At 68.7% G+C, this 15,556-nt stretch carries 15 protein-coding genes; 12 read left to right on the forward strand and 3 right to left on the reverse strand.

Features of this window, described 5'->3' with window-relative positions:
• The first annotated feature begins 41 nt into the window (after positions 1-41).
• From AMYHA_RS25835 to AMYHA_RS14715, 5 genes are all read left to right on the forward strand, one after another.
• Positions 42-629: a copper chaperone PCu(A)C gene (locus AMYHA_RS25835; protein WP_051399937.1), complete on the forward strand. Its 588-nt coding sequence runs from the start codon at positions 42-44 to the stop codon at positions 627-629.
• A gap of 46 nt (positions 630-675) precedes the next feature.
• Positions 676-1,707 carry a S1C family serine protease gene (locus tag AMYHA_RS14700; RefSeq protein ID WP_084037244.1) on the forward strand — a complete coding sequence of 344 codons (1,032 nt, stop codon included), beginning with the start codon at positions 676-678 and terminating at the stop codon, positions 1,705-1,707.
• 140 nt (positions 1,708-1,847) lie between these two features.
• Complete coding sequence (locus AMYHA_RS14705) at positions 1,848-2,306, forward strand: DUF4383 domain-containing protein (protein WP_051399938.1); 459 nt, start codon at positions 1,848-1,850, stop codon at positions 2,304-2,306.
• Between the two features lie 206 nt (positions 2,307-2,512).
• A complete protein-coding gene (locus AMYHA_RS27065; protein ID WP_051399939.1) occupies positions 2,513-2,959 on the forward strand; it encodes a hypothetical protein in 447 nt (148 codons plus the stop codon).
• A gap of 52 nt (positions 2,960-3,011) precedes the next feature.
• Entirely contained in the window at positions 3,012-4,271 is a 1,260-nt protein-coding gene (locus AMYHA_RS14715; protein WP_034271801.1) for an MFS transporter, read from the forward strand.
• Positions 4,272-4,329: 58 nt separating this feature from the next.
• On the opposite strand, the gene AMYHA_RS14720 is transcribed toward AMYHA_RS14715, so the two are convergent.
• Complete coding sequence (locus AMYHA_RS14720) at positions 4,330-5,508, reverse strand: site-2 protease family protein (protein ID WP_034271803.1); 1,179 nt, start codon at positions 5,506-5,508, stop codon at positions 4,330-4,332.
• Between the two features lie 230 nt (positions 5,509-5,738).
• On the opposite strand from AMYHA_RS14720, the gene AMYHA_RS14725 reads away from it, so the two are divergent.
• From AMYHA_RS14725 to AMYHA_RS14750, 6 genes are all read left to right on the forward strand, one after another.
• On the forward strand, positions 5,739-7,076 hold the full coding sequence (locus AMYHA_RS14725) for a choice-of-anchor B family protein (RefSeq protein WP_051399940.1): 1,338 nt from the start codon (positions 5,739-5,741) through the stop codon (positions 7,074-7,076).
• 175 nt (positions 7,077-7,251) lie between these two features.
• Positions 7,252-8,397, forward strand: coding sequence for a DUF2157 domain-containing protein (locus AMYHA_RS14730; protein ID WP_157362117.1), 1,146 nt, complete (start codon positions 7,252-7,254; stop codon positions 8,395-8,397).
• 125 nt (positions 8,398-8,522) lie between these two features.
• On the forward strand, positions 8,523-10,889 hold the full coding sequence (locus AMYHA_RS14735) for a phosphoketolase family protein (RefSeq protein WP_034277341.1): 2,367 nt from the start codon (positions 8,523-8,525) through the stop codon (positions 10,887-10,889).
• Between the two features lie 75 nt (positions 10,890-10,964).
• Complete coding sequence (locus tag AMYHA_RS14740) at positions 10,965-11,342, forward strand: hypothetical protein (protein ID WP_034271807.1); 378 nt, start codon at positions 10,965-10,967, stop codon at positions 11,340-11,342.
• Positions 11,343-11,668: 326 nt separating this feature from the next.
• Positions 11,669-12,403, forward strand: coding sequence for a DsbA family protein (locus AMYHA_RS14745; protein WP_034271809.1), 735 nt, complete (start codon positions 11,669-11,671; stop codon positions 12,401-12,403).
• Positions 12,400-13,038: a vitamin K epoxide reductase family protein gene (locus tag AMYHA_RS14750; RefSeq protein ID WP_034271811.1), complete on the forward strand. Its 639-nt coding sequence runs from the start codon at positions 12,400-12,402 to the stop codon at positions 13,036-13,038. The genes AMYHA_RS14745 and AMYHA_RS14750 overlap by 4 nt, the downstream gene beginning before the upstream one ends.
• 24 nt (positions 13,039-13,062) lie before the next feature.
• On the opposite strand, the gene ligD is transcribed toward AMYHA_RS14750, so the two are convergent.
• Complete coding sequence (gene ligD, locus AMYHA_RS14755; protein ID WP_034271813.1) at positions 13,063-13,968, reverse strand: non-homologous end-joining DNA ligase; 906 nt, start codon at positions 13,966-13,968, stop codon at positions 13,063-13,065.
• Between the two features lie 241 nt (positions 13,969-14,209).
• On the opposite strand from ligD, the gene AMYHA_RS14760 reads away from it, so the two are divergent.
• Entirely contained in the window at positions 14,210-14,404 is a 195-nt protein-coding gene (locus AMYHA_RS14760) for a hypothetical protein (RefSeq protein ID WP_034271815.1), read from the forward strand.
• A gap of 30 nt (positions 14,405-14,434) precedes the next feature.
• On the opposite strand, the gene ku is transcribed toward AMYHA_RS14760, so the two are convergent.
• The gene (ku, locus tag AMYHA_RS14765; protein ID WP_157362119.1) at positions 14,435-15,445 is read right to left on the reverse strand and encodes a non-homologous end joining protein Ku; all 1,011 of its coding nucleotides are present in this window, start codon (positions 15,443-15,445) and stop codon (positions 14,435-14,437) included.
• Between the last annotated feature and the right edge of the window lie 111 nt (positions 15,446-15,556).

The following is a 15,556-nucleotide window of genomic DNA, read 5'->3' on the forward strand; positions in this document are numbered from 1 at the left end:
CAATTCCGTTCGCGAATCCCCACGACCGGGAGTGATGCGGAATGACGCGCGCACCAACCCGACGAGCACTGCTGGCCGGGGCGCTGGCCGCGCTGCTTGCTACCGTAGCCGCCTGCGGCGAGGACCCGATCACCAACGAGCCGCCGCACCCGGTCGGCAGCCACTCCGACAAGGGGCCGATCAAGCTCCGCAACGTCTACCTCGCCCAACCGGCGGGCGGCCGATACGAGCCAGGCCAGGACACTGTCGGGTTCCTCACCATCACCACCACCGCCGAGCGGCGCGACCGGCTAGTATCCGTCAACTCCCCCGTCGCGAAACGGATCGAGCTGCGCTGGGACCGAGACTGCGACGGCGACCCGCAGCACGTCGACGCACTGCCACTGCTACCGGAGGGCACCGTCCCGGAGGCCAACCGCGGCGGCGCCACCGGGCACGCGCCGTACTTCCTGCACGTCGTTGGCCTGACGAAATCGATTCCCGCCGGCACCACCGTCCCGGTCAGCTTCGAGTTCGCCCGTGCTGGTGAGGTCACCATGCCCGTGAAGGTGCATGGCAGACACCCCAGCGACGTCCGCAGCGAGTTCGCCTGTGGGGTGGATCCCGCGAGTCTGGTGGCCGGTGGCTGACCCAGCGGGAGGCATGCCGGAGTCGTGATGCGGGTACAGCTTCGTCATGTTTCGCATCAGACGAGTGATTCCGGCCGCGCTGATCGCCGCCCTGCTGACAGTCGTGACGGCGTGCACACCGGATCAGGACGACGCCAAGTCGCGACAGGACACTGACGGCACCACCGCGCCAGGCGCGTTGGTCACCGACGATGGCTACGCGGCACTGGTCGACCGCGTCGCGCCAAGCGTGGTGACCGTCAAGGCGGGACGGGGCGTCGGCAGCGGCGTGGTGTTCACATCCGACGTCATCGTCACGAACGCGCACGTCGTGGGTGACAACAAAGCTGTCACGCTGGCGTTCGCCGACGGTACTGAGGCGAACGGTGAGGTCATCGCCACGGATACCATCACCGACCTCGCCGTCGTCCGCAGCGAGCGCGGCGAGCTGCCGGTGCCGGACTACCGCGAGCGACTGCCACGGACAGGAGACCGCGCCATCGCCATCGGCAGCCCGCTCGGCTTCGAGAACTCCGTGACGGCGGGTGTCATCTCCGGCTTGAACCGCGAGATCCCAGGCTCGGCGTCGCGCACCCAGTCACTGGTGGATCTCATCCAGACCGACGCCTCGATCTCGCCGGGCAACTCCGGTGGCGCGCTACTCGACACCCGGGGCAGGGTCATCGGCATCAACGAGGCCTACATTCCGCCCAAGGTTGGCGCCGTCTCGCTCGGGTTCGCGATCCCCGCCGCGACCGTGATCGACACGGCGGAGGAACTACTCAAGGACGGCGAGGCGACCCATCCCTACCTCGGAGTCTCACTCGGCCGACTGACTCCGGAACTGGCCGAGCGGTTCACTGTCGGCGCCACGAAAGGCGCTGTCGTACTCGGCGTCGAGAAGAACGGTCCAGCGGCCTCGGCAGGCGTGCGACCTGGCGACGTGATCACCGGCCTCGCCGGCTCGGAAGTGACCAGCGTCGAGGACCTGCTCGGTGTACTGCGCGGCACCGAACCCGGTCAGGAGGTCCAGCTGCTTGTCACACGGGACTCCGAGCAACGGGAATTGACGGTAACCGTTGGCGAGCGTGCCGGCTGAGTACAAACCGGTCATGTCGGTCACCCGATCCGGGCATACCCGACGTCAACACGGGTATTCAGCCAGCGTCGGGGCCACCCGAGGTGTGTAGTTCACCCAGCAGAACACATCCAGTGCTTCCGCATCGGAAGGAGAGACCAATGAACTCGGAGCCGGAGAGCCACAAGGCGCACGCCCCTGGCAGCACCGCGGCAGCCGGCCGCTCGCTGGCCCAGATCACCTCGGGCGTCGTCGGCGTCGTGCTCGTGGTGGCGGGCATCCTGGGCTTCTTCTACGGCGACAGCAGCTTCACCGTGGGCGACAACCTGGAGAGCGGCGAGCTGTTCGGCTTCGCGGTGAACGGCTGGCACAACATCGTCCACATCGCGACCGGCGTCTTCTTGCTGCTCGTGATGGCGAGCGCGACCTCGGCCGCCATCGGGCTGCTGGTGTTCGGCATCGTCTACGGCGTGGTCACGATCTGGGGTTTCGCCGCTGGCACCGACATCGCCGGGCTGATCCCGATCGATGCGGCGGACAACATCCTGCACGCGGTGCTCGCGGTGCTCGCCATCGTCATCGCGATCGCGTCGGGCGGGCTCAAGCGCCGGGCGGGCTGAGGACGGCGCCGCTCACTGAACTGACACCCTGGCGCCGGAGCAGCCGCCCCGGCGCCAGGGTGCTGTGCGCCTCTCGCGGCAGGTGCTCCAACTGGCGCTCAGTCAGCGTGCGCGCTACAGGTTGAGGTGGCGGGGTGTCCGATGTGCAACGCCCCGACGGATGCCGATGCCAGCGACAACCACACAGCCCACCGAGGAGGAGCGCCATGACAACGGACCTCACCCGTGCCGCACGGCCCGCCGCTGGACTCTGGGGGCTGGCACGCGCCGCGCTCGGCGCCGTCGCGCTGGCCAAACCGATGGAGGTGGCGAGGCCGTGGGTTGGCAGGGTCCGGCCGCCGCATACCGGCGCGGTGCTCGCACGCGCACTCGGCGGGCGCGACATCAGCCTCGGCGTCGGTATGGCCGCCGCCGCGGCGACCGGCAGGGACATGCTGCCGTGGATCATCGCCGGTGGAGCCGCCGACGCGGTCGACACCGGGGCGACGATCGCCGCATGGCGACGCCTGCCACGCAGGGGACGGCTGCTCGTGCTGGTACTCGCCGGCGGCTCGACGGTGTTCGCGGTGGGACTCGCGGTGCTCAGCGCACAGCAGGACGCGGGCGGTTCCGCTGGCGCTGGCGGCACGGGTGGCACCGATGGCACGAGCTGACGTCGTCGCCAGGGACCGGGACTGATCACCCGACCCGCCGAAGGAGGTCCGGATGCCCGCCGAGGAGTCGCACCGAGACACGGGCACCCCGGCGGAGCACCGGGCGCTGCTGTGGAACGAGCGCACGTTCCTGTTCGCGCTTGGTTCCCCCGCCTTCGGTATGGCCCTGGCCTACACCTTCGTCACCACCTACGGCCCCGTCCTGATCCACGAGCTGTCCGGTCCAGCGGTGACCGGGCTACTCATCGGCGGTGAGGGCCTGTTCTCGCTGTTCGTCCCGGTCCTCGCGGGTGGGGTGTCCGATCGGCTGAGCCGTCGCTTCGGCGGCAGGCTGTCCATCCTGCTCGGCGGCGGGATCGTGGCGATCGGGGCGCTGGTCCTGATGCCGCTGGCCTCGGGAACGCTCAGTTTGCTCGCGCTGGCGCTCGCGGTGTTCTTCATCGGCTATTTCGCGTACTACACGCCGTACTACGCGTTGTATCCCGACCTGGTGCCGCACGACTTCCGGGGAAGGTCACTTGGTTTCCAGGGCGGCTTGCGCTCGGCGGGATTACTGCTCGGCATCTCTGGCGGCGGGTTCCTGCTGAGCATCGCGCAGCCGCTGCCATTCGCCGTCGGGGCCGCCGCGATCGCGGTGTTCACCGCGGGACTGTGGCTGGCGCTGCGCACGCGACCGTGGCCGTCGCCGCCCGCATCAACCCAGCGCACCAGCATCGCGGGCAGCTTCGGGGTGCTGGCACGTGACCCGAGGATCAGGGCGTGGTTCTTCGGCAACGCGTGCTGGGAGGGATCAGTCGCCGCGCTGCGGACGTTCGTGGTGCTGTACCTCACCATCGGTCTTGGGTTCTCGCTGAACCAGTCGTCCACGACGCTGGCGCTCGTCGGCGGGGCGGCCGTACTGGCGGCGCCGCTGGCAGGCATACTCGCCGACCGCTACGGCCACCGCAGGACCATGCGGTTCGGGCTGGTCGCGTTCGGCATCGGACTGCTGCCCGCCGTGCTGACGACCAACACCATGTTCGTCGCGGCGATCGTGCCGGTCGCCTTCGCCGCCGTCATCCTGATGACGCTGCCGTACTCACTGCTGATGGGGCTGCTGCCTCGGCTGTCCGAACACGGCACAGGCGCCGGGGTGTTCGGGCTCAGCCGAGGACTCGGCGTGCTGATCGGGCCGCTGCTGTCGGGACTGGCGATCAAGCTCACCGCATCGCTTCCGGTGCTGGCCTTCGCCGCGACGAAGGGCTACTCGTCGATCTTCGTCGTCGCGGGCGTCCTGCTGGCGATCAGCTTCCCGCTGCTGCGCCGCACCTGACCGGCGATCGCGAGTCGCCCGCTACGGAGCCGCGAGTTCCGACTTCGAGCGCTACGAGTTACCGGTTGCCGGTGATGAGGTCGGCGCCGTAGCCGCCCGGATGCAGACCACCGCCAGCGCCCTGCAGGTCGCTCACCGACACCGCGTGGCTGATGTCGCGCGAGGTGACGATGCCGATCAACCTGCCGTCCTCGACGACGAGCGCCCTGCCGTCCTCACAACCCGCCATCCTGGGCAGCAGGTCGGTCAGCGACTCCTCCCGCGAGGTCAGCGGGATGTCGTCCGGCGGGCAGGCGATCTCGGCCAGCGTCACCTCCTCCCGCCGGTCGGCGGGAACGCGCTTGAGCCTGCTCAGCGTCAACAGTCCCCGAACCCCACCGGCGGAGTCGACGATCGGGTACGCCGAGTGCTTGCGCGCCAGGACGTCGGTACGGACGAAGTCCGCCACCGTGCGGTCACCATCGACGGTCTCCGGATCGCGGGTCATCACGTCGCCGACCCTGACGTCACGCAGCGACCCGCTCAGCGCGGCCTGTTGCTCCTCGGCACCGGCGACGGTCACGATGAACAAGCCGATCAGGATCCACCACAAGCCGTCCGCGCCGGCCCCGATGAACAGCCACACCGCGCCGAACGTGATCAGCGCGAGCCCGAACACCCGGCCGGCGCGGGCGCTCCACACCGCGGCCTTGTCCCGGTCGCCGCGCCACTTCCACAGCGCGGCGCGCAGGATCCGGCCGCCGTCGAGCGGCGCGGCCGGGATCAGATTGAACACCGCGAGGACCAGGTTGATCACGCCGAGATAGCCGAACGTCGCCGCGACGAGCAGGCTGCCGTCGCCGCCCGCGAACGGCAAGGCGATCAGGCCGAACACCACCGCGAGCAGGAAGCTCATGGCGGGGCCCACCACGGCGATCCGCAGCGAGGCGCCCGGCGTCGACGCGTCGCCGCGCAGCTGGGCGATCCCGCCGAGTAGCCACAGCGTGATGCCGCCGACCTCGACGCCTTCCCTGCGCGCCACAACGGCATGCGACAGCTCATGCGCCAACAGCGAGCCGACGAATAGCAGCGCCGTCGTGACCGCCGCGATGGCGTAGGCGACCCAGGAGTAGCCCGGCACCACGACGGGCCAGCGCGCCAGCGCCAACGACACCAGAATGGCCACGATCCCCAGCACGCTCCAGTGCAGTCCGACCCGCACGCCCACGATGCGGCCGAGCGACAGCGTCGCCTTCATCGACTGCCTCCTTCTCGTCGTCCCGTTCGCACTCGGATACCCCGAATTCCATGCGTGAAAAACGCGACGGATGGCTACAGCCACGCTTCGCGCCGCGTACCGGGCTTACCGAACGGGATTCGGGTTCGGCGCAACCATCAGCGGCACCGCGCGTTGAACCACCTACCGAATATCACGACCGCAGCGGAGCTGCCGTCGCGTACCGACGGCAGCTCCGGCAAGGAGGATCGATGCGTCTACCCACCGGCCGCACCAGATGGCTGGGCCTGCTCGCGCCCGCCATGCTCGGGCTTGGCCTCGTCGCGCTGCCCGCGTCGCAGGCGGCTGCTCACGACGAGCCGTCGCCCGACCTGAAGACCACCAATCACCTTGAGCTGTGCCAGGGCGGGGACATCTGCGTCGACCCCGGCGAGGGGTCAGCAGGCGGCGCGCCCGACGAGCCGCTCTACGACGTGCCGTGCACCGGCGGCAGCGCTGGCCCGTTCCCGTGCCACCGCGTCGACCTCGCCGCCTACCTGCCGCTGTCCGAGGTCGGCGGCCCGAACGCCGCGAACGACATCTGGGGCTGGACCGATCCGGAAACCGGCAGGGAGTACGCGCTGCTCGGCACCACGAGCGGCACGGCGTTCGTCGACGTCACCACGCCGGCCAGCCCGGAGTACCTCGGCATGCTGCCCTCGCATCAGCCGGTGGAAACGCTGTTCGCGTCCTGGCGTGACGTGAAGGTCTACGACAACCACGCGCTCGTCGTCAGCGAGGAGCCGACCCACGGCATGCAGGTGTTCGACCTGACGCGGCTGCGCGAGGCGAATGAGCCGCGGGAGTGGACGGAGGACGCGCACTACCCGCGGGTCGGCGGCGCGCACAACGTCGCGGTGAACACCGACTCCGGGTTCGCCTACATCGTCGGCTCGCTCACCTGCGACGGCGGCCCGCACATGGTCGACATCCGCGAGCCGCAGTCGCCGGAGTTCGCGGGCTGCGTCAGCGGCGACGGCTACACCCACGACACCCAGGCGGTCGTCTACGACGGCCCGGACAGCCGCTTCACCGGCCACGAGATCCTGTTCAACTCCAATGAGGACACCGTGACGATCGTCGACGTCACCGACAAGGACAACCCGGTGCAGCTCGCCCGGTTCGGCTACGAGAACGCCGACTACACCCACCAGGGGTGGCTGACGGAGGACTCGCGGACGTTCCTGTTCAACGACGAGGGCGACGAGCGGGAGCACGGCGTCAACACGACGACCTACATCCTCGACGTCACCAGCCTCACCGACCCGGAGCTGCGCGGGACGTACGTCGCCGACACGCCGTCGATCGACCACAACCTCTACACCAAGGACGACAAGGTCTACGAGGCGAACTACCGCTCGGGCCTGCGCATCCTCGACAGCAAGCAGGTCGAGCGCGGCACGCTGCGGGAAGAGGCGTTCTTCGACGTCTACCCCGCCGATGACGCCGCCGAGTTCAACGGCGCCTGGAGCAACTACCCCTACTTCGAGTCCGGCACGGTCGTGGTGTCCGGCATCGAACAGGGCCTGTTCGTCCTCCAGCCGAAGTAACCGCGTCGGCGCGGCCAGGTGGGTACGCCCGCCTGGCCGCGCCCCGCGAGTCCCCCGTTCCGGTGCGGCGAGTTCCGACTTCCGGACGCCCGACGCACGGCGCTGACCCAAGTCCCGGCCACTGGCTGACACTCGGCGGCTGCCCATACGCCGATCCGCGTGCCATGCTCGGCGCATGAACGCTCAGCGAGTGTCGCACCCCGCGCGGTCGCGACCACGCAGCCAGGACCACGCGTTGACCTCACTCGTCGAGCGTGGCGTGCTGACGGCCGAGCAAGCCGGCATCGTCCGCGACGAGCTGGGGATCGCGGCCACCGCTGAGCAACGGCGCGGCCCAATCGCCGAGATCGTCGGCTACCTGGGCGGCGCGCTCATCCTGACCGGAGCGGTCGTGCTCGTCGCCTCCTCGTGGGACCAACTCACCGAGACCGCGCGCACCACGCTGCTCGGTCTGATCACGCTTGGCCTGTTGACGGCGGGTCTTCTCGCGGCTGGCCGCCACGCCCCGCTGTACACGCTGGTCACCACGGCACGGCTGCGTGTGGCGAGCATGTTGCTCGCGCTCGCGTCGGTGACCACCGCGATCACGATCGGTCTCGCGACGCCGGACCCGGTCAACGAGGCCGAGTTCGCGCTCGCGGGCGGCGCCGGACTCGTCGTCGCCGCCGCGAGTTACATCCTGCTGCCCAGCGTGGCAGGACTGCTCGCCACGACCGGGCTGCTCGTGTTCACCGTGCTGAACACCATCGGGACCATCACCGACCTCGACGAACTCACCGCGGGCATTGGCCTGTTCGGCTGCGGAGCCCTGCTCACCGTTCTCGCGCTGGCACGGCTGCTGCGCACGAGGCTCACCGGCATCGCCGTCGGTCTGGCCCTCGCACTGGCCGGTACGCAAACGCCGCTCGGCGAGGACGAATGGCGGCCGCTGGCGTACATCGCGACGTTCGTGCTCGGCATCGGCTGTCTGGTGCTCTACCGCTGGGTGCACACCTGGATCGTGCTGGTGGCGGGCGTGGTCGCGGTGAGCCTGGCCGCGCCGGAGGCCGTCTGGGACCTCACCGACGGCGCGGTCGGCGGCGCGGCCGTGCTGCTGATCGCGGGAGTCGTGCTGCTGATCGCCAGCGCGATCGGATTCCGGCTGCACCGGACCACGGGCGATGTCGCGACCCCGGACGATGCGACTCGCGACGAACAAGGTGCAACTCGCGCCCAGGAAGGTGCGACTCGCGCGGGACAGAGTGCGACTCGCGACGACGGGGCTCAGCCGGCAGTGTCCGAAGCGGAGACCGAGACGCACCCGCCCGGCGGCAGCTCGTAGCGGACGCCGTCGAACCGGAACGCGGCTCCGCCACATCGGGTCGAGTGCCCCACGGCGCGGTGTAAACACCAGCAACGCTGGGCACCCAGACACCTGTGATGCGCGTGCGCGAGCAAGGGGACACCATGCGGGCCGACACACTCACCAGGCCGGATCTCACCACCGTCGACGCCTACTGGCGCGCGGCGAACTATCTGTCAGCGGGTCAGCTGTATCTGCTGGACAACCCGTTGCTGACCGAACCACTCGACCCGCGCCACCTGAAACGCAGGCTGCTCGGCCACTGGGGCACCGTCCCAGGGCTGAACTTCATCTACGCTCACCTGAACCGTGTGATCAGCCAGCGCGACCAGGACATGATCTTCGTGACCGGTCCCGGCCACGGCGGCCCAGCCATGCTGGCGAACGCCTGGCTGGAGGGCAGCTACACCGAGGCGGTACCCGAGGTGGCCAGGGACGTCGACGGGATGCGGTGGTTGTTCCGGCAGTTCTCGTTCCCCGGCGGCCTGCCGAGCCACACCGCGCCGGAGGTGCCCGGCTCGATCAACGAGGGCGGCGAGTTGGGCTACAGCCTCGCGCACGCCTTCGGGGCCGCCTTCGACAACCCTGAGCTGGTCGTCGCGTGCGTGATCGGCGACGGCGAGGCCGAGACCGGACCGCTGGCGGCGAGCTGGCACGGCGCGATGTTCCTCGATCCGGTGCACGACGGCGCGGTGCTGCCGATCCTGCACCTCAACGGCTACAAGATCGCCAACCCGACGGTGCTTGCCCGGCTCGGCCACGATCAGCTGGACGCGCTGCTGCGCGGCTACGGCTACCGGCCCTACTACGTCGAAGGCAGCGACCCGGCCGCGATGCACGAGCGCATGGCGGCGGTACTGGACGAGATCATCGGCGAGATCCACGCGATCCAGCGGCGCGCCCGCCAGCAGGGCGACCGGCAACGGCCGCGGTGGCCGGTGCTGGTGCTGCGCAGTCCAAAGGGGTGGACCGGGCCCGCCGAGCTGGACGGCGTCCCGATCGAAAACACCTGGCGTTCGCACCAGATCCCGCTGCCTGACGTGCGCACCGACACCGAGCACCTGCGGCTGCTTGATGAATGGCTGCGCTCCTACCAGCCGGAGCGGCTGTTCGACCACGACGGCCGCCCGCGACAGTACGTGCTGGAGCAGGTGCCGTCCTGGCGCTACCGGATGTCGGCGAACCCGCACGCCAACGGCGGACTGCTGCTGCGTGAGCTGCGGCTGCCCGAGCTGACGCCGTATGTCCAGGACGTCACCCGGCACGGCGCGACGACGTCGTCTCCGACGCGGGTGCTTGGCACGATGCTGGCCGGGGTGGTCGAGGCGAACGAGCAGGGGCGGAATTTCCGGATCTTCGGCCCGGACGAGACGGCGTCCAACCGGCTCGACGCCGTCTACGAGGCCACCGGCAAGCAGTGGCAGGGCGAGGTGCTCGACACCGACGAGCACCTCACGCCCGGCGGCAGGGTGATCGAGGTGCTCTCCGAACACCTGTGCCAAGGGTTCCTTGAGGGCTACCTGCTCAGCGGCAGGCACGGGCTATTCCACTGTTACGAGGCGTTCATCCATATCGTCGACTCGATGGTGAACCAGCACATCAAGTGGCTGTCCGCCCACAAACGCCTGCCGTGGCGGCGGCCGATCGCGTCGCTGAACTACCTGCTCAGCTCGCACGTCTGGCAGCAGGACCACAACGGCTTCTCGCATCAGGACCCCGGCTTCATCGACCACGTGGCGAACAAGAACGCCGAGGTGGTGCGGGTGTATCTGCCACCGGACGCCAACACGCTACTGGCGGTGGCGCAGCACTGCCTGCGCAGCCGCGACCTGGTGAACGTGATCGTCGCGGGGAAACACCCGGCGCCGAACTGGCTGTCCCTTGACGAAGCACTGGCGCACTGCGCGCGTGGCGCTGGGGTCTGGGAGTGGGCCAGCAACGACGGCGGCGGCAACCCGGACGTGGTACTCGCCTGCGGGGGTGACGCGCCGACGCTGGAGGTCCTCGCGGCGACAGCGTTGCTGCGCGAGCACCTGCCGTCGCTGACAGTGCGAGTGGTCAACGTGGTCGACCTGATGCGGCTGCAGCCGGACACCGAACACCCGCACGGCATGACCGATCGCGAGTTCGACACGCTGTTCACCCGCGACGCGCCGATCATCTTCGCCTACCACGGCTATCCGTGGCTGATCCACCGGCTGACCTACCGCCGCACCAACCACGCCGGCCTGCATGTGTGCGGGTACAAGGAAGAAGGTGCGACGACAACGCCGTTCGACATGCGGGTCCGCAACGACCTCGACCGGTTCAAGCTGGTCATCGACGTGATCGACCGGGTGCCTTCGCTGGGACCGGCGGCGGTGCGGCTGCGACAGCACATGCTCGACCAGCGCACCCGGCACCACGACTGGATCCGCGCGACCGGGGACGATCTGCCCGAGGTGCGGGAGTGGACGTGGCAGCAGAGCTGAGCGTGCTGACCGTCAACGCCGGGAGGTGACTTTCGACCATTCCGCCGGTCGCGTCGTCCGGCGTACCGTCGGCGCATGGCCACCGAGACCGCTCTCCGCCGACGGCAGGCCACTGACGCGCTCGCCGCGCTCGGTGCGCATCGCAGCGACCGGCAGCTGCTCAGCGTGCAGTGCACCAACAGCCACCACGTCGCGTACGTCTACCGCACCGAAGCGGGGCCCGTGTACTGCACGCGGATGCGGTCCCACGCGCACGGGTCCCGCGACTTCGTCGATACCACCCACCGGAGCAGCAAGGCCAACAGCGACACCGAGTACGTCGACCTGCTCGACGCGGCACCGTTCGCCGACGACGAGCTGCCCGCGTGGTGCGACTGCGGGCCGCGCACCCTGTCCCGCGAACAACTCAGCGCCGCCATCGCCGCGTACCAGCGCACCCTCCGCCTGTCCTGACGGCTGGGGGCGCAACGCAACCGACGCGCCCAAGTCGATCTTGATGCGTTTCGGTTGCCATGACGACCACAACGCATACACGCTCGCGTCACCGCGCCACGGTGCCGGGCCGAACGGTGATCACACTGGGGAGCTTGGTCACGGATGCCGATGGCTCTGGTCATCACCGGCTGCGGCCAACGTCACCCGTAGTCTTGGCGGCACAGGCCGCGCTGTTTCAGCATCGTCTCAGGTAACGCGGTTAGTGTCGCGACGACGAGCGTGCCCGCGCCGGTGTGCCGCCGGGTCGCGGACGACAGTGACCAGGGAAGGTAAACAGACAAGTCATGTCGAAGGAAAAGATCGTCGAGGGCGGTCGTGCCTGGCCATCAGCGAACGTGCTCCTCACCATAGGGGTTGTCGTCGTCGCGATCATCGTGTTCGGCGGGGTGCTGCTGAGCGGCGGCGACGACCAACCGCAGGGCTCACCGACAGCGTCGGACAGCGTATTGCTGAACGAGAACAGCCACCGGCTCACCGATGCGGGTGACAACGCGGTCACCGTAGTGGAGTTCCTGGACTTCCAGTGCCCCGCCTGCGCGGGCTACTACCGCAACATCACCGCCGACGTCGAGCAGGACTACGGCAACCGGATCACGTTCGTGGTGCGCAACTTCCCGCTCGATAACCACTCGCTCGCGCTACCAGCGGCGCAGGCCGCGGAAGCGGCAGGTATGCAGGGCAAGTACGCCGAGATGTATCACGCGCTGTACGAGAACTACGAGCAGTGGGCGGTCAACGAGGACGGTGACCAGCTCAGCGACGACGAGGACAGGGCCCGCGCGGCCTTCGACTCGTTCGCCGAGGAGATCGGGCTCGACGTGGACCGGTTCCACGCCGACATGGCCTCCGACGCGGTGGCCGAGCGGATCGAGGCGGACAAGGCCGACGGCGAGAAGGCGCAGGTGACGGGAACCCCGACGCTGTTCATCAACGGCGAGCGGTTCACGCCGTCCGGTGAAACGTTCGCGGAGGTGAAGCAGCAGTTCCGCGAGAAGCTCGACGCGGAGCTGGCGCAGTGAGCGACACACGGGTAACCCCGGCATCATCCGAGCGGACCGACGCTCCCGGCGAGGGGCCGCTCGGGCGGATCGTGCGGTGGTTGTACCTGATCGGCGGCAGCATCGGCTTGCTCGCGTCGTTCGTGCTGATGGTCGAGAAGATCGCACTGATCGAGAACCCCAGCTACGTGCCGACGTGCAGCCTCAACCCGGTGCTCTCCTGCGGCTCGGTGATGACCACGCCGCAAGCCGCAGCGTTCGGCGTGGCGAACCCGCTGCTGGGTATCACCGGATTCGCGATCATCGTGACGGTCGGCGTCGTGCTGACCATCGGGTTCCGGCCGCCACGCTGGTTCTGGCTGGCACTGCAAGCAGGGACGACGTTCGGCGTGCTGTTCGTGCACTGGCTCATCTGGCAGAGCCTGTACACGATCGGCGCGCTGTGCCCGTACTGCATGGTGGTGTGGGCGGTGACCATCCCACTGTTCTGGTACACCACGCTGCACAACCTGGAGCGCGGCCACTTCTCCCGCGGCGCGTCCGGCCCCGGCGCGGTGCTTGCCCGTTACCACAGCTTCGTGCTGGCACTCTGGTTCGTGGCGATCATCGCGCTCATCGCCGTCCGATTCTGGGACTACTGGGTGACGCTCGTGTGAGTGCGGACATGGCACGACGCCCCGTCATGCGGGCACCGGCGCCCCCTCCCCCAACACCCCGGCGAACAGGTCCCCCTCCGCCGCGATGCGTTCCAGGACGTCGTTGGTCTCGAAACGCAACTCGGACGCCGTCGTGCAGCCGCCCACCTCGTCCCAGGTCACCGGGGTGGACACGGTCGGGGCTTCCTTGGCGCGCAGCGAGTACGGGGCCACCGTGGTCTTCGACGGATTGTTCTGACTCCAATCGATGAACACCTTCCCGGTACGCGCCGACCGCGTCATGGTCGCCACGACCAGCGACGGCTGCTCCGTGGCGAGTCGCTGCGCCACCGCCTTGGCGTAGCGGGAGGTGTCATCCGGCATTTCGGTGCGCACCGGACAGTACAGCTGCATTCCCTTGGAGCCGCTGGTCTTCGGAACCGGAGTCAGACCGTCGGCGGTCAGCATCTCGCGCAGCGCCTCCGCCACTCGGCAGCACTCCACGATCGTGGCGGGCGCGCCCGGATCGAGGTCGAACACCAGCCGGTCCGGCGTCGCGCGCTCGCAGTCCGGCGTGACGGTCCACTGTGGAACGTGTAGCTCTAGCGCCGCGAGGTTCGCCGCCCACACCAACGACGCCAGGTCGTCAAGCACCGGGTAGTCGTTGGACCCGTTATCGTCATCGCGGCTGTTGGCCAGCCGAGCTGTCCGCAGCCAATCAGGGGCGTGGCGGGAGACGTCTTTCTCGTAGAACCACTGCCCCGTGACGCCGTCAGGGAACCGGCGCAGCGTCGTCGGCCTGCCCGTGATGTGCGGCAACATCAGCGGCGCGACCTGCCGGTAGTAGTCGATCACATCCCGCTTCGTGAACCCGGTCTCCGGGTACAGCACTTTGTCCAGGTTGGACAGGCTGAGCCGCCGCCCTTCGACGTTCACCGCCACCCGCGTCATGCCCTCAGCGTCTCGCGTCGGCCCGGATCCCGCTAGCGGATCGGAAAGAAAGTCGTCCCGCAATAGAGCACTCGTGCCCTATGACTGATATATGACACGGAGCAGCGTCTGCGATGACGTCTCGCGACTGGCCGATTCCCCGCTGCAGAGCGACACGCCGCGCCAGATCACCGGCCTCGTGCCGTTCGGGTGATAGGAAAGACCCGTCGTACCCCGAACGGCAACCGAGGAGTTGATCAGCGTGGCATGCACCGGCTGCGTCGAGGAACTCGACCACTGTCACGGCGCGCTCATCGAGCACCACGACGGGGACGTGGAGTGCACCGAGCCCGGCTGCACCGCACTCGACCCCGCCCGCCACGACATCAGCCAGCGCTGTGACGACGTGATCAGCTGCGAGTGCGTGGCGGACCGCCACTTGGTCGTCGCGGCCTGACCCGCGCCGAACGTTCCCGGCGGCTCCGCGCTACGACGCCGAGCGTTTCGACGTCGGGCTCTTGGTGCGCTTCGACGTTGACGAGGACTTCGACTTCGAGTCCTGTTTGCTCTTTCCCCCGCCGGACGACTGCGACGATGACGACTTTGAGCCGGATTTCCGGGTGGACTGCTGACCGTCCGACGCCGTGCGCCCGCCGTTGCTTGACTTCCGCGCGGACCCCGACCCGCCCGACGACCCGGACTTGCCCGAGCTACCGGCGCTGCCAGCACTGCCCGCGCTATCGACGCTCGCTTGCAACGCGGTCATCAGGTCGATGACCTCGCTGCTCTCGCTCTCCGGTGCGGTGAACACCTCCTGGCCCTCTGCCTTCGCCTGCACCAGCGACAGCACCGCCGCCCGGTACTCGTCGTGGTGCTTGTCCGGCTCGAAAACCTCCGAGGACAGCGACTCGATCAGCATCCCCGCCATGGACATCTCGTCCGGGCGCACCTCAGGTTCCTCCTCCTCGAGGAAGCCGAAGTCCGGCGTGCGCACCTCGTCCGGCCACAGCATCGTCTGCAATACCAGGACGTCGTCGGCCACCCGCAGCAGCGCCAGCGACTCCCGCTGCCGCAGCGCGATCTTGACGATGGCCACCTTGCCGGAGTCGGCGAGCGCGTCACGCAGCAGCACGTACGGCTTCGCGGCGGCCTTGTCCGGCTCGAGGTAGTAGCCGCGGTCGAAGTACAGCGGGTCGACCGAGTCCAGTGGCACGAACTCCATGACGTCGATGCTGTGCGAAGACGACAATGGTAGCTGTGCCATGTCCTCGCTGGTCAGCACCACCATGTCGCCGCTGTCCAGCTCGTAACCCTTGGCGATGTCGGAGTAGGGCACCTCATCGCCGTCGATGCTGCAGACGCGCTTGTACTGGATGCGCCCACCGTCACTGGCGTGCACCTGCCGGAAGGACACGTTCTTCGCCTCGGTCGCGGCGTAGAGTTTGATCGGTATGGTCACCAGACCGAAGCTGATGGTGCCCTTCCACATGGCTCGCATCGCTTCCTCCTCCCCGGGCGACGGCCCCAACCTTTACGGTACCCAGCGCAACCCTCCTGGTCACGCCATCAACCGGGTTGCGCAAGCGGCAAGGTGCCGGTAGGCCGGTGC

The organism is Haloechinothrix halophila YIM 93223 (assembly GCF_000504245.1).
Lineage (GTDB): Bacteria > Actinomycetota > Actinomycetes > Mycobacteriales > Pseudonocardiaceae > Haloechinothrix_A > Haloechinothrix_A halophila.